The sequence below is a fragment of the Paenibacillus sp. 276b genome (assembly GCF_900107875.1).
GTDB classification, from domain to species: Bacteria; Bacillota; Bacilli; order Paenibacillales; family Paenibacillaceae; genus Paenibacillus; species Paenibacillus marchantiae.
On sequence record NZ_FNRR01000001.1, the window covers coordinates 2,379,581 to 2,395,894 of the forward strand.

Below are 16,314 nucleotides of genomic sequence, written 5' to 3' on the forward strand. Positions count from 1 at the left end.
CGATTTTCTATAATTATAGTCAGTAATGACAACTCATTGTGGGTTAAGTTATGCGAGGCGCTAGCCTAACATTAGAAGTCATCAAGCTGTTAATCATTTATTTGTTTTGTTCAGCGCTCTTCAAGATCAGATCAACAAACAAATCGATCTGGGCAGTAATGGCGATTGGATCATATCGATAGAATGTATCAAAATCATTCTCGAAGAACCGGTGATTCTTCACCGCATCCAGACCGTTCCATACTTTGGACTGTTTGAATTCCTTCAGTGCTTCGCCTTTTTTCTCAGGATCGTACACCGTCATGAACATGTAATCCGTAGCATATTCAGGCAGTACTTCGAGCGATAGCTGCACGGTCTGATTGTCTTTGCTCACCTTGCTCGGCATTTTCAGCTTCAAAGCATTGTATACAACTTGCCCGCCCCGGCCTGCGTTGTCGCCAAAGATCCACAGATCCCCTTTGTCCGTCAACTCGTATAATCCAACGGTTGTATTTTCGTCCACGATACCTTTCAGCTTCTCGCGTCCCTCTTCCGCCTTTTTCTCATAATCGGCAATGAACGCCTTCGCCTGATCAGGTTGACCCATTAAATCACCAAACAGCTCAACTGTCTTGTAGATATCTGTGGCTGTACCATATGGGATATGCACAGTTGGTGCAATTTTGGACAGTTCCTCGTAGTTATCATCATACATCACAACGATCAAGTCAGGCTGTAATTCCAGCGTCTTCTCCACGTTCACCGGATAACCCACGTCTGTGGTGTCTTTCAGCTTGTCCTTAATGAACGGATTATCAAAGGCACTTGGCTCCACACCAATCAGATTACCGCCTACAGACAGAATTTCGCCCCCGTAGTAATCGGTCACGATGCGTTTCGGATGTGCAGGAATGGTAACCGTCCCTTTATCCGTCTCATATTCACGTGTTTCACTTTCCGCTGATTCATTCTGAGCTGTATCGGTTCCAGTGGATTCCTGATTCTCACTCGTCTGTCCTGAGCCGCTCCCCGTTTCATCCGTTGTCTTTCCTGCATTTCCGCAGCCCGCAAGAACTAGCGTAAACACAATGAATAACGTGCAGATGGAAAGAATCGATTTGGATTTAAACATAAACATGATGCCCCCTATAATTCATTGCTTTTTGTGATAATGGTAATCATTATCATTGGAATCATAGCAGAATTGATTACTAACTGTCTACCATTTTAATTGAAATCCATAAACATAGGGATCGAGCCAGAAAGACCCGATCCCTATATCATATATACACTTAGAATTTATAAATCTGCTCCATCATTCTGGCTACAGCGACTGCCCCCTGTGCACGGTTGGCATGCTTTTTTGGCGCAAACGTGCCATCCCCCATTCCTCTAAGTAGACCTTGCTCCTGCATGGATGCAACAGCTTGTTTTGCATATTCAGCGATATCTGTGTTGTCATTAAATGTGGTGCTGTTGATTGTTGAATCAACGGCTGTACTGGTGTTCTGCTTCATGATCTGTATTGCACGGTTTAACATCACCGCCATGTCCTCGCGGGTAATACGTTCATTGGCTGCGAATGATCCGTCTGCTCTACCTTGCACGATTCCCATCTCCAGACCAAGGCGTACGGAATCTGTATACCACTGATCATTCTTCACATCCGTTAGAGCTGAAGTGGATGTATCCGGCAAACGTGATTCGCCAATCCCCTTCATGATCATTTGCAGAAATTGCGCTCGTGTCAGCTCTGCTTGCGGACTGAATCGGGTGTCTGTCATGCCTGAAATGATTCCTTTGCCATACAAATTCTGAACCTCTTTAATGGCCCAGGAGTAGGATTGTAAGTCATTCAACGGCACCTGCACTTCAGTAATCACGAAACGGCCTGATTGAAGCGGCTTGAAAGCCAGACTTTGGGTCATTTCATCATATTGAGTAAAGGTTACTGGTTTCATTTCACCATTTGCCAAAAGGGATTGGATAACCAGTACAACGTCTTCTGCATTTGAATTTTGAACATTCGACATCGCAATTTCAATGGATCTATCAGTCCACTGTAACGGCTGCCCATTCAACAATAGATCCACACTGACCACGTTGCGGTTACCGATGGCTTTCTTTTGCGCTTCAGACAGATTGGCTGTGGAGTCTTCGACCAGAGTGACATCCATTGTAACTCCATCTTCATTACGAGCATCCTTCAATAGACTTAATGGGATGCGGACAGATGTCTGCTTCATGATCAGCTCCAGCGACTGTAATGCCTGAGTACGTGCCCATTCGTGAAGTTGATTTGCATTGAGCCGGAAGGTCGCAGCCTTTGTATCCTTAGGAACATCTGCAATCAAGGTGAGCTGTTTGCTGCCTGCTCCCATTCCGTCAATCGTTTGAGACAACTGCTTCATATCAGGTTGAATCACATAGGAGCCCGCTCCGGTACTTGTACCTTTGAATGTAATGGAACCACTTTCTCCTGGACTACCGGATTCAACAGGTGGCGTTACAGAAGGATTGCCGGGATTCTGCGATGATCCAGGCGTGGAAGGCTGTGCAGGTTGACCGGGCTGTGACGGCTGACCCGGAGTCGACTCTTGCCGTACAAGCTGACTAAGCGCCTCTTTCAACGCGTTATCCGCAGCACTGATTTCCTGTGCACTGGCTTCTGCATCATCCATAAGCACACGAGCATACGACAATGCCTGTGCAAACCTATTCCAGCTTACGGCCGTGTAATCATTTTGATGCAGCTTCGCAACGGAATTCACTGTAGTTCCCAAGGCAGATTTGTCCGCCAGGAACATACCGTAAGCTTCAAAATCCATAAAGCCTACCCACTGAGAACCAGCGGTAATGGTCAGTTTAATATAACGCGCCTCCGTGCCTGCGGGCAGGATATGCCTTGGACTGGTGGATACAACCACATCACTTGTTGTATCCACGACTTTGACAAAGTTCTTGTTATCGTTGGATACTTCGATCTTGTATTTAATGCCTCCACTCCACATGGACATTTCCAGCTTACGGATCACAGCGGTCGCCCCCAGATCCACTTGCCACCAACTATCCACACTTTGGTCTGTTCCCCATGAAGTAGTGGGGTCACTGTCAATCGCTCCCCCAGGTGAGTTGTCTTTTCCACCACCAGTACCGGCACTGCTTGATGCAGTAGCTGTTTTACCTGTTGTTAATGCCTCCAGCAAAACAAGGTTGTTATGGGCTTTCTGAAGTATTGTCAGAGCCTCCTGCACTTCCGATTGTATGGCATCCTGCTTGTCTCTGACCGTGATTGCCGATAACAATGCCGCTTTCAGGTTTGCCCAGCTTCGCTGTGTATATGAAGATTCGGTCAGCTGCTGGGTTTCACCGATGAACTGTGTCAGCTCAGTTTTGTCTACATTGGACAACCCATGAATTGCTGCTTCCACTTGTTTTACTGCTGTATTCACCTCGGTCTGAGTGGCTCTTAGATCTGCCATGATCTGTTCTGCACGAGTAAGAGACTTAGTCAGAACAGCCCAGGTTGCAGCAGACCAATCTGCTTGCTTATATGTTTTGGCTTCGGTAATAATCTCCTCGAGAGCGTTCCGATTCGCCGCTATAACATCAAGCTGCTGCATAACCTCATGAAGAGTGGCAGTCGCAGCGTCCGTATCCTGTTGTGTCACACCAGATGTATACGCCAATTTGTACGTATGCTCGGCTGCCGCAATGGCCGGAGCGAGTGTGGTCCAGCTTTCAGGTGTAAAATCACTGGATACCAGCGCCTTTGCACGCGTAATGGCTGCCGACAAATCTTTCCGATCTGCGGGCAGAATGTCTAAACCACGTTTGTACACATCCAGCGATGGCAGGGCACGCCCTTCATACGAGTAACCGCCATTCGCCGGATATTCGTCATAATCAAACATGGCGTGATTCTCCCATGCGTCTCCCTCGGAAGCAATCCAGCCTACATTGGCCGCAATCCATGCAGGCTCCCAATAGAAGAAACCCGCTCCCTTCTGATCCGGAACTTGTGAGATCATGTCCATGATGCCTGCAATCGCATCGTATTGTCCCTGCACGGTTGCCGGGAAGGTAGCACCTCCCACATTCAGCGTTTCCGGGTTGCCAATAATATTGCCGTGAGCGTCCCCGTTTTTATACGAGAATGGATAGGACGTCTCAGCAATAATGACTTCTTTTCCATATTTCGCAGATACTTCATTCATCGTTTTGCGCACATCTGCGAATGTTCCGTGCCAGAATGGATAATAGGACAGCCCGATGATATCGTATTTCAAATCCCGTTTCTCCAATTCGCCGAAATACCAATCAAATGTATCCGCTTTGCCTCCTTCAGCCAAATGGATCATAATTTGAACCTGATCTCCACCAGGCACTGCGCGAACACCATCCACTCCACGCTGAAGTAATGCAACGTTTTCATCAAAGTTGACGTTGCTCTTCAGCCCGTTTAACACACCACTGTTGATTTCATTACCGATCTGAACCATGTCGGGCATCGCGCCCGCATCCTTCATCTCGCCTACCACTTCACGTGTGTAATCATAGACAGCGTTCTTCAATTCGTCGAATGAAAAGTTTTCCCAGGCCTTTGGACGAAGCTGTTGGCCCGGATGTGCCCATTCATCAGAATAATGGAAGTCGAGCAGGACCTTCATGCCCTTGACCTTTACCCGCTGGGCCAGACGAATCACATCTTCCTTGTCGTTATATCCATTGGATTTCTGTGGATCATTCCACAGACGAAGCCGCACATAGTTCACTCCACGGTCTTTGAGAATATCGAGCAGATCGCGCTCAGCTCCATTGCTGTCCAGATAATAACCTCCATTATCCTCAATGGCTGTTAACGTGGAAATATCCACCCCTCTGACAAAATCACTACGATATCCTTCTACCGTAACGGTAGCTACAGGTTGAATGGGAGCTCCATATACATCACCTGTAACGGTAAAGCTGCCTGCTGATGCATATTTTGAAGGATTAATTTCCTCCCATTCAACCGGGACAAGGCCCGATTTCTCGTTCTGGTAATGTGCCATGACTTCATTAGGCAGAACTGGGGCACTCCGGCTTACGGTTGTTACGTTGACTGTATCATACTTCTCGATGTCTGCCGGGTTCCGCACCTCTTCCTCCCCCCAGATTTGGAATTCAGAAATGCCAGGCCACCAGTCGGTACCCGCATAATAAGGAATCGTGACCTTCACATATTGAACCGCATCTGCCTGAAAATCCAGATTGACCTGTGATTCCGCTTTATCGTTGGCAGAGTGATCTGCCACAGGTGTCCAGGTATTTCCGTCCTCAGAAACTTCAACCAAAAACTTCACAACCTCGTTTGCATCCTTCCACGTTAGTTCCGCACCGGAAAGGTTGTATGAAGCTCCCAAGTTTACCGTCAGCCAATGCGGTTGATCTGCTGAAGTAGGACTATTCGCACTCCATTTAGTATCTCCTTTGCCATCCACCGCTTTTTCTTTATTGCCCCCCCATTGTAGATCCTCCGAGCTGACCGTAACCGCCTTATTCAGCGCAACGTTTACTTTCGCCGCTGCCGCTGCGGGCCGAACTACCAGCCCCAAATCACAGAACAACAACAGTAATACGAGACAGCCACTTATGTATCTTTTGTGCACGCTTGATCTCCCCCTAATCGTATTTGGTTCAACTTGAACAATGAATGTTGTAAATCATTATTATTGTAAGCGCTTTACAATAATCGAGGACACGGTATTATGCCAAGGAAACAGCAGTTATTTTAACACATCGAATGGTAATTCCTTGCTCACTGTGGATCGATTCCCATTCCTAACAAAAAAAATCTGTCCCTCTGCCTGATTAGGCAGATTGGAACAGATTTTAGCCTTACTATATGCTTACTTGCTGAGCTTCAGCTCCAGTTGAACCTGAATGTCATTTTCAGTAGAAAGGACCACCGAATGTGGATTCTCCATACTAAAATCTTCAAAGGTAACCATCGTTGTGGCGGACAACAACACCTGGTCATTTTCATAAGCGGCTTTTACGTCAAACGTTACCTCTTTCTCGATCCCTTTTACCGTTAGGGTTCCGTTCATTTTAAAATCTACGGTCTGCCCTGCCGGCCATTCCGTGGGTACACCTTCAAATGAGGTAGCCTTAAATGTAGCTTGTGGATAAGTACTTGCATCGAAGAAATCAGCCCCCTTCACATGTCCATCCCGCTGGCTATTGCCTGAATCAATGTCACTCATCTCAATCTGTCCATCCGCCTTCATCTGGGACGCATCGTCTACATTAAGGGTCAGGTTACCACTCACCTGCTCGTCGGCAAAATTGACGGTTTCCTGTGATGTCGTTACCGAGAAATATACTTTTGAACCTTCGCTGATGCTCCAGTCTCCATTCAGTTGCTCTGCTCGCGCTGCATCGTTGGATACGCTTGTACCACTGTCCGATCCGGCTTCCGTTGCGGACGCGGCGGTGCTGACAGGAAGTACCTGTTCAATCTCAACGTTGTTGCCCAGGTAACTGTTCGCGAAATAGTACCCTCCGCCTCCAAGAATAACAATTGCTGCCGCGCCTGAGATCATCCATGTTTTTGTCTTTTTATTCATCTCTATTTTCCTCCAATGGGTAACTGTATAAGTTGGTTATTTATCAGCATCTTAACAGCCCAATGTGTCAGGATGACGTCAAGAAATGACATACAACGCATTTTTTTCTGAAAATAATTGCCTCATTGGCATTGTGCTTCCGCTCATGTAAAATCAGTACACAAGCTTCTGAAGTGAAAGGAGACACCTTCTTGAAATCCATACTCATCGTCGAAGATGAACAAGCTATCGCCCGTGTGCTGGCTGCCTATCTTCGAAAAGCGGGATTCGATGTTCGTCATGTAGCGGATGGACCCACTGCTTTAACTCAATTTGATGCGGATGTTCCTTCCTTGGTTTTGCTGGATGTGATGCTGCCCGGAATGGACGGTTGGGATCTGCTGCGAATCATCCGCGAAAAAAGTGCTTGTCCCGTCATCATGCTAACCGCACTGGATGATATTCAGGATCGACTGAATGGGCTGAATGCCGGTGCGGACGATTATATGAGCAAACCCTTTGTGCCCGAGGAAGTGGTCGCCAGAGTCAATGCTGTGCTTCGCCGCAACCCACACTGGACAGCCGAAGGTGAGGGCAAACGTTACTTTGGCAATCTGGTCATTGACCTGGCTGCCAAACAGGTACTTTTGAACGGCGCCGAGGTTGCACTGACACCACGTGATTTGTCCCTGCTCCTGTTTCTATCGGAATACCCCAACCGCACATTTACCCGAGACCATCTGATCGAACAGGTATGGGGCATGGACTATGACGGAAGTGATCGGGCTGTGGACCTGTCGATCAAACGGCTGCGTCAGGCGTTATCTCACTGGCTACCGGAAACGGGAGAAATCCGGACTTTACGGGGAATGGGGTATCAATTTTGGATCGCCAACTAAAACGAAATACACCGAAACGTAAAACATCCATTCTGTCTTACTGGACGCTTCGTTATTTTCTAATCCTCTGCATCGGCTTTACCATTATTGTTGCAGGGGCACTTTACTGGATCAGAACCACTTCCATTGAGAAAGGTCTCAAAACGGCCCAACTATTAGGTCTGGAAATCGCCGAGAAGGTAACTGGCACAGAAAACAAACTGTATATTCCCCCGGATCTTGACAGACTGGTGGACAAACGTACCAAGCTTTTCAATACAGATAATTACTTTTGTATTATGGTGCTCGACAACAATAATCAATTGATTTATTCCAAACCAAAAATGACGCAGCAGGATGTGTATTATCGGCTGTCTGACGACCTGCGCGAACCAAGAAACAATAAATTCGCCGGGGTTACGGTTAACGTCACAGATGACGATCAGACGCTCGGTAAAGTGTGGGTCATGCAATCCAAAAAGTCCATTGCATACAATCCGGAAACGATGCTGGTGGTGTGCATCCTTTTCGTTGCTTTAATCCTGTGTGGTTGGTTTACAATCTACCTCCTGTCCCGCAAGCTCTCCAAGCCTATTCGCCAGGTCGCCCACGCCGCGGAGCAGATTCGAAACGGAAACTATGAAGTCAATTTGGATCTGAATACACGGGAACGGGAGATGAATGAACTCGTTGAATCTTTTCGCGAGATGTCCATTCGTTTGCAGCAATTGGAGGAATGGCGTGCCCTGTCACTTGCTGGGGTAACCCATGAATTGAAAACGCCGGTAACGTCCATTAAAGGGCTCGTGATGGCTGTCCGGGATGATATCGTTAGTCCGGAGGAAGCAAAGGAATTTCTGGACATCGCACTCAAAGAATCCGAACGTATGGAACGTATGGTCGCTGACCTGCTGGATTACAATGCGATGAGCGCTGGAAGTGTTGCTGTTCGTCGGGAACGCATAGATCTGAATTTGCTGGTGGGTGAGATTATCTATCAGTGGAAAATCGCTTATGAGGACAAGTCTCCCGAAATTGAATTGCATACACCTTCGGGTACGCTCTATACCATCGGTGATACCCTTCGGATTCAGCAGATCATTGTCAACCTGCTCAATAACGGACTGCAAGCAGCCGCTTCCGACCATGCTGCCGTCTTTCATATCCGTTTGCGTGCGGAGGAGGACAACCTGTTTGTTAATGTGCAGGATAACGGTACGGGTATCACCAAAGACGATCAACCCAAGATCTTCGAACGTTTCTACCGTGGCGAGATCAAAAAACGCCGTACCCGTGGACTAGGTCTGGGACTGACCTATAGCCGCTTGCTTGCTCGAGCCCAGGGAGGGGAGCTGTCCCTGACCTCCAGCAGTCCTGAAGGCAGCCTTTTCACCTTAACTTTGCCACGATGGTCTGGTCCTGAAAAAACAGAGATAGAACCATCTTATCGCGCAACGGCTAACGCTTAGCAGGACACGATGTCTGCATGTCATATATAGCTTTCTTCATTTGCCGCCAAATAACCAAGAACAAACGGCCATTCAACTTGCTGAAATATCGAATAGCCCGACATTCCTTCATAGGAACCGGGCTATTCATTATGTGAGAGTGGTTGCTGATATTCATATACAAGCTATGTGGCCAGTACCCGCGGCTTATATTCTGCATACGCATCATTAATGAATTGCTCATGTAATGGGATGTTGGCAATAATAGCTTTCCGTTTAGCTTTTAAGACAATCTGCTCTACATCGGCATAACTGCATCCTGTGAGGCGTTCACACGTGAATTCTTCCAGTCGGCTCTCCTGCTCAAACTGCCCCATCAACTTGCTAATATATAATCTACGGCTCGATTCATCCGGCATCCCATAAGTTATTTTGGTATCAAATCGCCGCCATATCGCATGATCCAGCTGGTTCTCCAGATTCGTAGCAGCAACCAGAATGCTGTCTCCTTCGAATTCGTCCAGGCATTGCAACAATGTATTGATGACACGAGCCATCTCTTTAACCTCATCATTACTTTCACGCGTACGACCTACGGCATCAAATTCATCTAGAAATAGCACACAGGGGTTAGCCCGTGCATATTCGAATAGTTTACGGACATTGCTTCCCGTCTCCCCAAGGTGGCTGTGTATAATGGCATCGAGTCTTACAAGAACCAGGGGAAGCTGAAGTCGGTGTGCAAGATGAAAAGCGGTTAATGTTTTGCCTGTACCCGGAGGACCAAACATCACCATTTTGTTCGGCATTGGCACATCATGTTCTGCAAACTGATCTTTCATACCGAGAATCGTAATAAACTCCTCCACAACCCGTTCATTGTCTGCGGAGAATACAATATGCTTTGCCTTGCGTCCACACTCTTTCGGTGAATAAAAAGCGGCCATATCGATGCCTTTCGCTCGGGGTATCCGGTTTACATGGTTGGTTTTGCTCATCGTTGATCGTTCTCCTTCTTCTATGTCTCAGGGGATCATCCAAGTTAAATGCTATCGATTCATTCTCATCCATATTTAACGATCTTTTAATCGTAATTATTACTATTAAACAATAACATAAGACGGCCCCTTTGCAAAGTTTCCGTGACTTGTCCATCATTTTGCGTAAGGTCCCGTCCAATTTGTTGCAAGCGGAAGCAAAATTTGCTATTCTAAATATGCATCGTTGTGTATAACGCAAAAAAAGCCCTCTATTCACTCGAGAGAACACAAAATTTTTCCAGATTTGCAAGCGGCAACTTGCCATTTCCGGAAGTTCTTTTATACCAACGAATGTAATCCAATTAAAGCGAGGTTATCAATCATGGCAAAAGACGTATTATGTGAGGTTAATTCATGTCGTCACTGGGCTGAAGAGAACAAATGCAACGCATCTTCAATCTACATCGTGAGTCACAGTTCCAAAAAAGTAAGTGAATCCGCTGAAACGGATTGCAAAACATTTGAAGTAAAATAATAAAAATTCAGTTTGTTCAAGTTAAAGGAGCCTTCGCGGTTCCTTTTTCTTTTTCTATTGTAACAAGAATGATAATTATTATCAAGCTCTTTTCTGCAAAATCTGAACTCCCTCTCTTCATGCACATTGGACTGCCTATTAACGTACACTACGAGAGCAGTCAAACTGCCCATGAACGAATAGATCATAGAGGTGAGTAACGATGCCCGTAAAAAGTGGCAAACAGTATATCGAACGTATCGATGCCCAGACAGTCCCCTGCTGGTACAGAGGGGAGCTTATTACCGGAAAACGTTCTGAACATTTTGCGTTTGCAGGTTTGATGGAAACACAAGCGAAGTTGTACGATCTTCAGTCTGATCCACATCTAATCGATACGATGACTTATGCATCTCCTGCTGACGGAAAACCAGTAGGTATGTCCTTTCTGCCTCCAACCAGCGCAGATGACTTGCGCAGACGCCGAGAAGCAATGAATATTTGGTCAGGGACTCACCATGGTTTTTTGGGACGATCACCCGATTATATGAACACAGCAATTATGGCCTTTTATACTGGAGCAGATATTCTTGAAGAAGTATCGCCACAATACGCTGAAAATTTGAGAAACTACTATGCCTACTGCCGTGATAATGATATTACCCTCTCCCATGCCTTTATCCAGCCTCATGCCAGTAAAATTTCAGGACTATTGGACGCGACCGAAGATGCCATTGCCGCCAAAGTGGTTGATCGCACTGAAGAAGGTCTGATCATTAATGGTGCATTCATGATGGCCACTCAGGCCGCCACGTCAGACGAAATCCTGGTGTATCCTTCCCCTTCACCGGCACCGTTCGAAGATGAAAATCCGTTCGCCTTTGCCTTTGCTGTACCGAATGACTTGCCTGGAATTAGCCTGATCTGCCGGGATACCTACGCAGCCGAATCTAATTTCAACTATCCACTCAGTTCCAGATATGAAGAGATGGACAACATCGTCATTTTTGATCATGTGCTTGTTCCTCATGAACGGATATTCTTCGCCGGTAATGAGGAAATGTCTGGCCGCCTCTTTAGTGGAAGCCATTTTCACATTCACGCAGGACATCAGGTCGTATGCCGGTATATTGCCAAAACGGAATTTGTTCTGGGCACCATTCAGTTACTCGCTGACACGCTCGACCAAGCTGCTGAAACGCATGTGGTAGAGAAAACAGCCAGGGTACTCGCGGGTCTTGAAACGTTAAAAGCACTGGCTCTGGCAGCAGAAGCCGGTGCTATGGAAGATGGACGGGGATTTATAATACCTGCCTCCAAACCGTTAATGGCAGCAAACCTTTTATTTCCCAAACTGTATCCAGAGATGATTGAAATTTTGCAGCTCTTGGGTTCCAGCGGCGTAATTATGGTGCCTCAGGAAGAAGAATTCCGCTCCGAAATCGCGCCGCATCTGGATACGTACCTGAGAGGAACCGACATGGTATCTCAGGAACGCACAGCATTGTTCCGCCTAATCTGGGAGCTTGGAGCAGGATCATTCGGAGGCAGACAGACCCAGTTCGAACGGTTCTTTTTTGGTAACACGATCACTGTGTCGAATCGGATGTATTCAGCAAGCTCAGCAGATCAATCGTATCGTCAACTCGTACGCAATTTTATTGCCAAGACGGGCAAATAAGAATGAGGATTGATCCCCTCGTTTAAACCAGATGGTCGTAGACCGTCATCAGTTCAGAGGCTGGTCTGCCTGCGTCGGTGTCCCGAAGTGCAGACTGGTCTCCGTAACCGATGTGGAATACACCCAATACCTTTTCCTCACGCGTTAAACCCATCAAATTCATAAACACGGGATGCTGTTGATAATCATTGATCTTCCAGACGGCATTCAAACCTTGTTCCGCTGCCAGGATGCAAAAACGTTTGCTCCAGGCTTTTGCAGGCAATAAATGGTCCTCCCTGGCACTTGAAGGGGCGACAACAACCAGATGTGCCGGAATAGCTTCTGTATATTGATATGTAGCCCAGTCTCCGTAACGATCTGCCAAATGTGGTGGGTAACTCTGTCTGACCGCCTCCAGATACAGTTGACGTCCTTCATTCGCGAACAACATAAACCGCCAAGGCTCTGAACTTATCACATATAAAGATGGATCTGCTTCATCAAGCAACCGTCTTATAACCGACTGTGGTACAGGCAACGGGCTGAATTCACAAGTTCCTGTACGTTTCTTGCCGCTTGCTGCATCTTGTCTCAAACCGGTAGACATGGATCATCCCTCCTTAATCTGCAAGATATATCACAACATCCCTTGTCATTCTTTACATCAACCAGTTTTTTTTCGGTTCAGTCTCACTTCTCCACCGATCGACCTCTTCATGTACTCTGGCTTTGTCCTGAACCGTAAATTGATCAGATTCCACCTTCTCTGCGCTCGGAATGCTGTCACGAATCAGTCGAATATAATCCATCGAACGGATAAGTGATTGTCGTCCCGGGATATATCGAATCTTGCGACCTTCAAGCAAACAATAGATTTCGATCATACCTGGCAGCTTGCCAAATGCTTCCCAGCAGAACACGCTCACCATATGCTGGAACGCCTCAACCACGTTTGGATCATGGACAACCATATATTTTTGGATGAGAAGCGAATCCCAGCCCTCTGGCTGCCAGGCCGCCTGGAAGATCATGGACAGATGCATCGACAAGGTAGGAAGCTCCGTTCGCCATTGTTCAAACAGAATGGTCGGATGCTTCAGATCATCGTTCATCGCAATTGCAAGGGATAATTCATCGGTAATTTTGTTTTTTATATCCCAGTAATGAAGTACTGATTCGAATCCGGTTGCCTTTCTAGGCCACCACTTTTCGAGTAAATACTGTACAGGCACCTCTTTGCGGACTTCCGGGTCCATACTGTAAAAAGCATTAACTGCATGGCTGACTGCATATTGTACACGGTGTCTCCATTGCAGCGGTGAGCGCTGTTCAGCCTCCGGTTCCGGGCGGATGAACCGATGCGGGCTGCGCAGCATCTCTTCCAATCTGTAATCTTCAAGCAGCCGTACCGGGGTGTCTGACATTCCCGGCTGAAGAGCTGCCTGAACATTATGTCTTAACATGAGTCCTTAGGACACCTGTAATCCGGCAGCAGCAAAACGTTTGCCAAAGTCACGGCACGTGTCCTTCTCCTGCTCCATCGGACTGTATTCAATCTTCAGCATCTCTGGAGATACCTCCGCCCCACGTTCCACCAGCTTCGCTGCCGCGAGATCTACGGCTCCGCAGTACTGCTCGTAAGAAGTATCCCCGCTTCCGAACACCGCTGCCCGTTTGCCACTCAGATCAAGCTCATCCAGCTCTTCGTAAAAATCGAGGAATTCATCCGGCAGTTCACCGTCTCCCCACGTGTATACTCCAATGAGAAACCCGTCATAATCAAGCACATCAGCTGCATTGCAATCCGTTACGGACTTGAGATCCACTTCATGCCCACCTTGTTTAATTCCTTCGACGATCAGTTCCGCAATCTCTTCCGTATTTCCTGTCATACTTGCATAAGCCACTAACAATTTAGCCATCTATTTTTCCCTCACTTTTTATTGATCATGTCATACTGTTCCTGAAGAAGTAACATTTGAATTTATCAAAATCATATGTGATAATGATTATCATTGTCAAATTAAATTTTCAATCGGTTTCCATTTCAGTATATGGTGATGGACCAAATTCAACACCATATTAGGCACTGCACCCTTTCAGGCGCCTACCACAACTGGCGTACAGGCCCTTTTTTGTTGTACAATAGTATCCAAATGACTTTTGAAGGATGGATAAATCATTATGTACGTAGCAAAGAACTGGAAGGACTATGAAGTAATCGATACAGGAGGCGGCGAAAAGCTGGAGCGTTGGGGCGATGTGATTTTGCGTAGACCCGATCCACAGATCATTTGGCCCCTTGAAAAAGAAACCAATGAATGGCGCGAGGTTCACGGCCATTATCACCGCAGTTCTTCGGGCGGCGGCAGCTGGGATATGAAAAAACCGATCCCAGAACGCTGGACCATCGGATATGAGAACCTGAAATTTCATATTAAACCAACCAGCTTTAAGCATACCGGTCTGTTCCCTGAACAAGCGGCTAACTGGAGCTGGATGATGGATAAAATCGCAGGAGCAGGTCGTCCCATCTCTGTACTGAACCTGTTTGCATATACAGGCGGCGCAACAGTTGCTGCAGCTTATGCCGGAGCTTCAGTTGTTCACGTGGATGCGGCTAAAGGCATGGTACAGTGGGCCAAAGAAAATGTTCAATTATCCGGCCTCGCGGATCGTCCTGTTCGTTTCATTACAGATGATGTTTTCAAATTCGTACAGCGCGAACAACGTCGCGGCAATCGGTATGACGCGATTATTATGGACCCTCCTTCCTATGGCCGCGGCCCTAACGGAGAGACATGGAAGCTGGAAGAGAACCTCTATCCTTTCCTTAAATCCTGTATGGAAATTCTGTCCGATAACCCATTATTCATGCTGGTCAATTCCTACACAACCGGGATTTCGTCTACCGTTCTGCGCAACATGCTGACAATGACGATGTCTGCCCAATACGGCGGTCAAATTACAGCTGGTGAAATTGGTCTTCCAATTACCCGTAGTGGTCTGGATCTGCCATGCGGTATCTTGGGCCGCTGGGAGTCCTGATGATGTCCGAACATTCGCAAACAATGGGAGATATTCCGATTCTGTTTGAGGATAATCATCTGTTAGGCATCACGAAACCGGTCAATGTACCTACCCAGGAAGATGCATCAGGTGATCCGGATTTGCTTGCACTGCTAAAACAGGATTTGAAAGAACGCTATAACAAACCTGGCAACGTCTATCTCGGATTAGTACATCGTCTTGACCGCCCTGTTGGTGGTGCCATGATTTTTGCCAAAACATCGAAGGCGGCTTCAAGATTATCCGAGACGGTTCGGGGACGTCATTTCCGCAAAATATATGCGGCTGTTGTACATGGCAAGCTGCCTGCACAGCAAGGAACGTTAAAACACACGCTGCTGAAAGATGCACGTACCAATACCGTCACCGTTGTGCCTAAAGGTACCGCCGGCGGTAAAGATGCTGTGTTGGATTACCGGGTCATCGGCGAAACTGACCGTTACAGTCTGGTTCACATCGAACTGCACACAGGCAGATCTCATCAGATTCGGGTCCAAATGAAAGAGATGGGCTGCCCCCTGTTTGGAGATCAAAAGTACGGTGCAGGTGTGAATAAACCTGGACAGCAAATTGCTCTATGGTCTGCCATCGCTGCTTTTCCCCACCCGGTAACGAAGGAAGAAATTGTGCTGCAGTCCCTGCCTCCCCGTGAATTTCCATGGGCAGAGTGGCCGGCTGCTGTGTACGATAAAGCATTTAAAGCCGAACATTAATTGATATATTTAAAATAATCATTCACAGGATCAGGTCAAATCTGACCGTAAACCGTGTCATCCAGATTCCTTATCTGAATGGCGCGGTTTTTTTACTCCAATGGAAAGGAAGACCTACTATGACACCTTTTACGAAGCAGGTCGTCGCCATCATCGCAGCAATCCCTGAGGGAAAAGTCATGACCTATGGACAGATTGCCGCTCATGCAGGCAGCCCGAGAGCTGCCCGACAGGTTGTGCGCATTCTGCACTCCATGAGCCGGAAGGAGCGGCTTCCCTGGCACCGCGTCGTCAATGCCAAAGGTCTGATAGCCATTCCCGACGAGCATTCACGCCTGATGCAGGAGACGGAGCTTATTAGCGAGGGTGTTGAATTTCAGATGGATGGGAGTATCAACCTTAGACTCTTTGGTCATGATCCTGGTCCTACCTTCCTCTTTGATTCATCAGCCGATGAAGAATAACGTCAAAACAAGG

At 47.1% G+C, this 16,314-nt stretch carries 14 protein-coding genes; 7 read left to right on the top strand and 7 right to left on the bottom strand.

Features of this window, described 5'->3' with window-relative positions; genetic code table 11:
- Positions 1–97: 97 nt before the first annotated feature.
- The 3 genes from BLV50_RS10160 to BLV50_RS10170 form a co-directional block, all read right to left on the bottom strand.
- Positions 98–1,114 (bottom strand): iron-hydroxamate ABC transporter substrate-binding protein, encoded by a 1,017-nt coding sequence (locus tag BLV50_RS10160; RefSeq protein WP_063563156.1) that lies wholly within the window; start codon positions 1,112–1,114, stop codon positions 98–100.
- A 160-nt stretch (positions 1,115–1,274) separates the two neighbouring features.
- Entirely contained in the window at positions 1,275–5,633 is a 4,359-nt protein-coding gene (locus BLV50_RS10165; protein WP_090807328.1) for a glycosyl hydrolase 53 family protein, read from the bottom strand.
- A 240-nt stretch (positions 5,634–5,873) separates the two neighbouring features.
- Entirely contained in the window at positions 5,874–6,593 is a 720-nt protein-coding gene (locus tag BLV50_RS10170) for a YceI family protein (protein ID WP_090807330.1), read from the bottom strand.
- Positions 6,594–6,784: 191 nt separating this feature from the next.
- On the opposite strand from BLV50_RS10170, the gene BLV50_RS10175 reads away from it, so the two are divergent.
- Complete coding sequence (locus BLV50_RS10175; RefSeq protein ID WP_063563160.1) at positions 6,785–7,471, top strand: response regulator transcription factor; 687 nt, start codon at positions 6,785–6,787, stop codon at positions 7,469–7,471.
- Entirely contained in the window at positions 7,456–8,919 is a 1,464-nt protein-coding gene (locus BLV50_RS10180; RefSeq protein WP_063563161.1) for a HAMP domain-containing sensor histidine kinase, read from the top strand. The genes BLV50_RS10175 and BLV50_RS10180 overlap by 16 nt, the downstream gene beginning before the upstream one ends.
- Before the next feature lie 164 nt (positions 8,920–9,083).
- Here the strand turns inward: BLV50_RS10180 and BLV50_RS10185 are convergent, their stop codons facing one another.
- The gene (locus BLV50_RS10185; protein ID WP_090807332.1) at positions 9,084–9,896 is read right to left on the bottom strand and encodes an AAA family ATPase; all 813 of its coding nucleotides are present in this window, start codon (positions 9,894–9,896) and stop codon (positions 9,084–9,086) included.
- 364 nt (positions 9,897–10,260) lie between these two features.
- Between BLV50_RS10185 and BLV50_RS10190 the strand changes: the two genes are divergently transcribed.
- Both BLV50_RS10190 and BLV50_RS10195 read left to right on the top strand, forming a co-directional pair.
- A complete protein-coding gene (locus BLV50_RS10190; protein WP_090807335.1) occupies positions 10,261–10,413 on the top strand; it encodes a DUF1540 domain-containing protein in 153 nt (50 codons plus the stop codon).
- A 202-nt stretch (positions 10,414–10,615) separates the two neighbouring features.
- Positions 10,616–12,073 carry a 4-hydroxyphenylacetate 3-hydroxylase family protein gene (locus BLV50_RS10195; RefSeq protein WP_090807337.1) on the top strand — a complete coding sequence of 486 codons (1,458 nt, stop codon included), beginning with the start codon at positions 10,616–10,618 and terminating at the stop codon, positions 12,071–12,073.
- 22 nt (positions 12,074–12,095) lie between these two features.
- On the opposite strand, the gene BLV50_RS10200 is transcribed toward BLV50_RS10195, so the two are convergent.
- The 3 genes from BLV50_RS10200 to BLV50_RS10210 are packed head-to-tail and all read right to left on the bottom strand — an operon-like array spanning position 12,096 to position 13,977.
- Complete coding sequence (locus BLV50_RS10200) at positions 12,096–12,662, bottom strand: nitroreductase family protein (protein ID WP_072733380.1); 567 nt, start codon at positions 12,660–12,662, stop codon at positions 12,096–12,098.
- A 52-nt stretch (positions 12,663–12,714) separates the two neighbouring features.
- The gene (locus BLV50_RS10205) at positions 12,715–13,518 is read right to left on the bottom strand and encodes a hypothetical protein (RefSeq protein ID WP_090807339.1); all 804 of its coding nucleotides are present in this window, start codon (positions 13,516–13,518) and stop codon (positions 12,715–12,717) included.
- A 6-nt stretch (positions 13,519–13,524) separates the two neighbouring features.
- Complete coding sequence (locus BLV50_RS10210) at positions 13,525–13,977, bottom strand: flavodoxin (protein WP_064636952.1); 453 nt, start codon at positions 13,975–13,977, stop codon at positions 13,525–13,527.
- Between the two features lie 262 nt (positions 13,978–14,239).
- Here BLV50_RS10210 and BLV50_RS10215 point away from each other — a divergent pair, with 262 nt between their 5' ends.
- The 3 genes from BLV50_RS10215 to BLV50_RS10225 all read left to right on the top strand — a co-directional run bounded on the left by BLV50_RS10215 (position 14,240) and on the right by BLV50_RS10225 (position 16,301).
- Positions 14,240–15,103 (top strand): class I SAM-dependent methyltransferase, encoded by an 864-nt coding sequence (locus BLV50_RS10215; protein ID WP_090807341.1) that lies wholly within the window; start codon positions 14,240–14,242, stop codon positions 15,101–15,103.
- The gene (locus BLV50_RS10220; protein ID WP_371129227.1) at positions 15,103–15,837 is read left to right on the top strand and encodes an RluA family pseudouridine synthase; all 735 of its coding nucleotides are present in this window, start codon (positions 15,103–15,105) and stop codon (positions 15,835–15,837) included. The genes BLV50_RS10215 and BLV50_RS10220 overlap by 1 nt, the downstream gene beginning before the upstream one ends.
- Positions 15,838–15,956: 119 nt before the next feature.
- The gene (locus tag BLV50_RS10225; RefSeq protein ID WP_072733382.1) at positions 15,957–16,301 is read left to right on the top strand and encodes an MGMT family protein; all 345 of its coding nucleotides are present in this window, start codon (positions 15,957–15,959) and stop codon (positions 16,299–16,301) included.
- Positions 16,302–16,314: the final 13 nt, after the last annotated feature.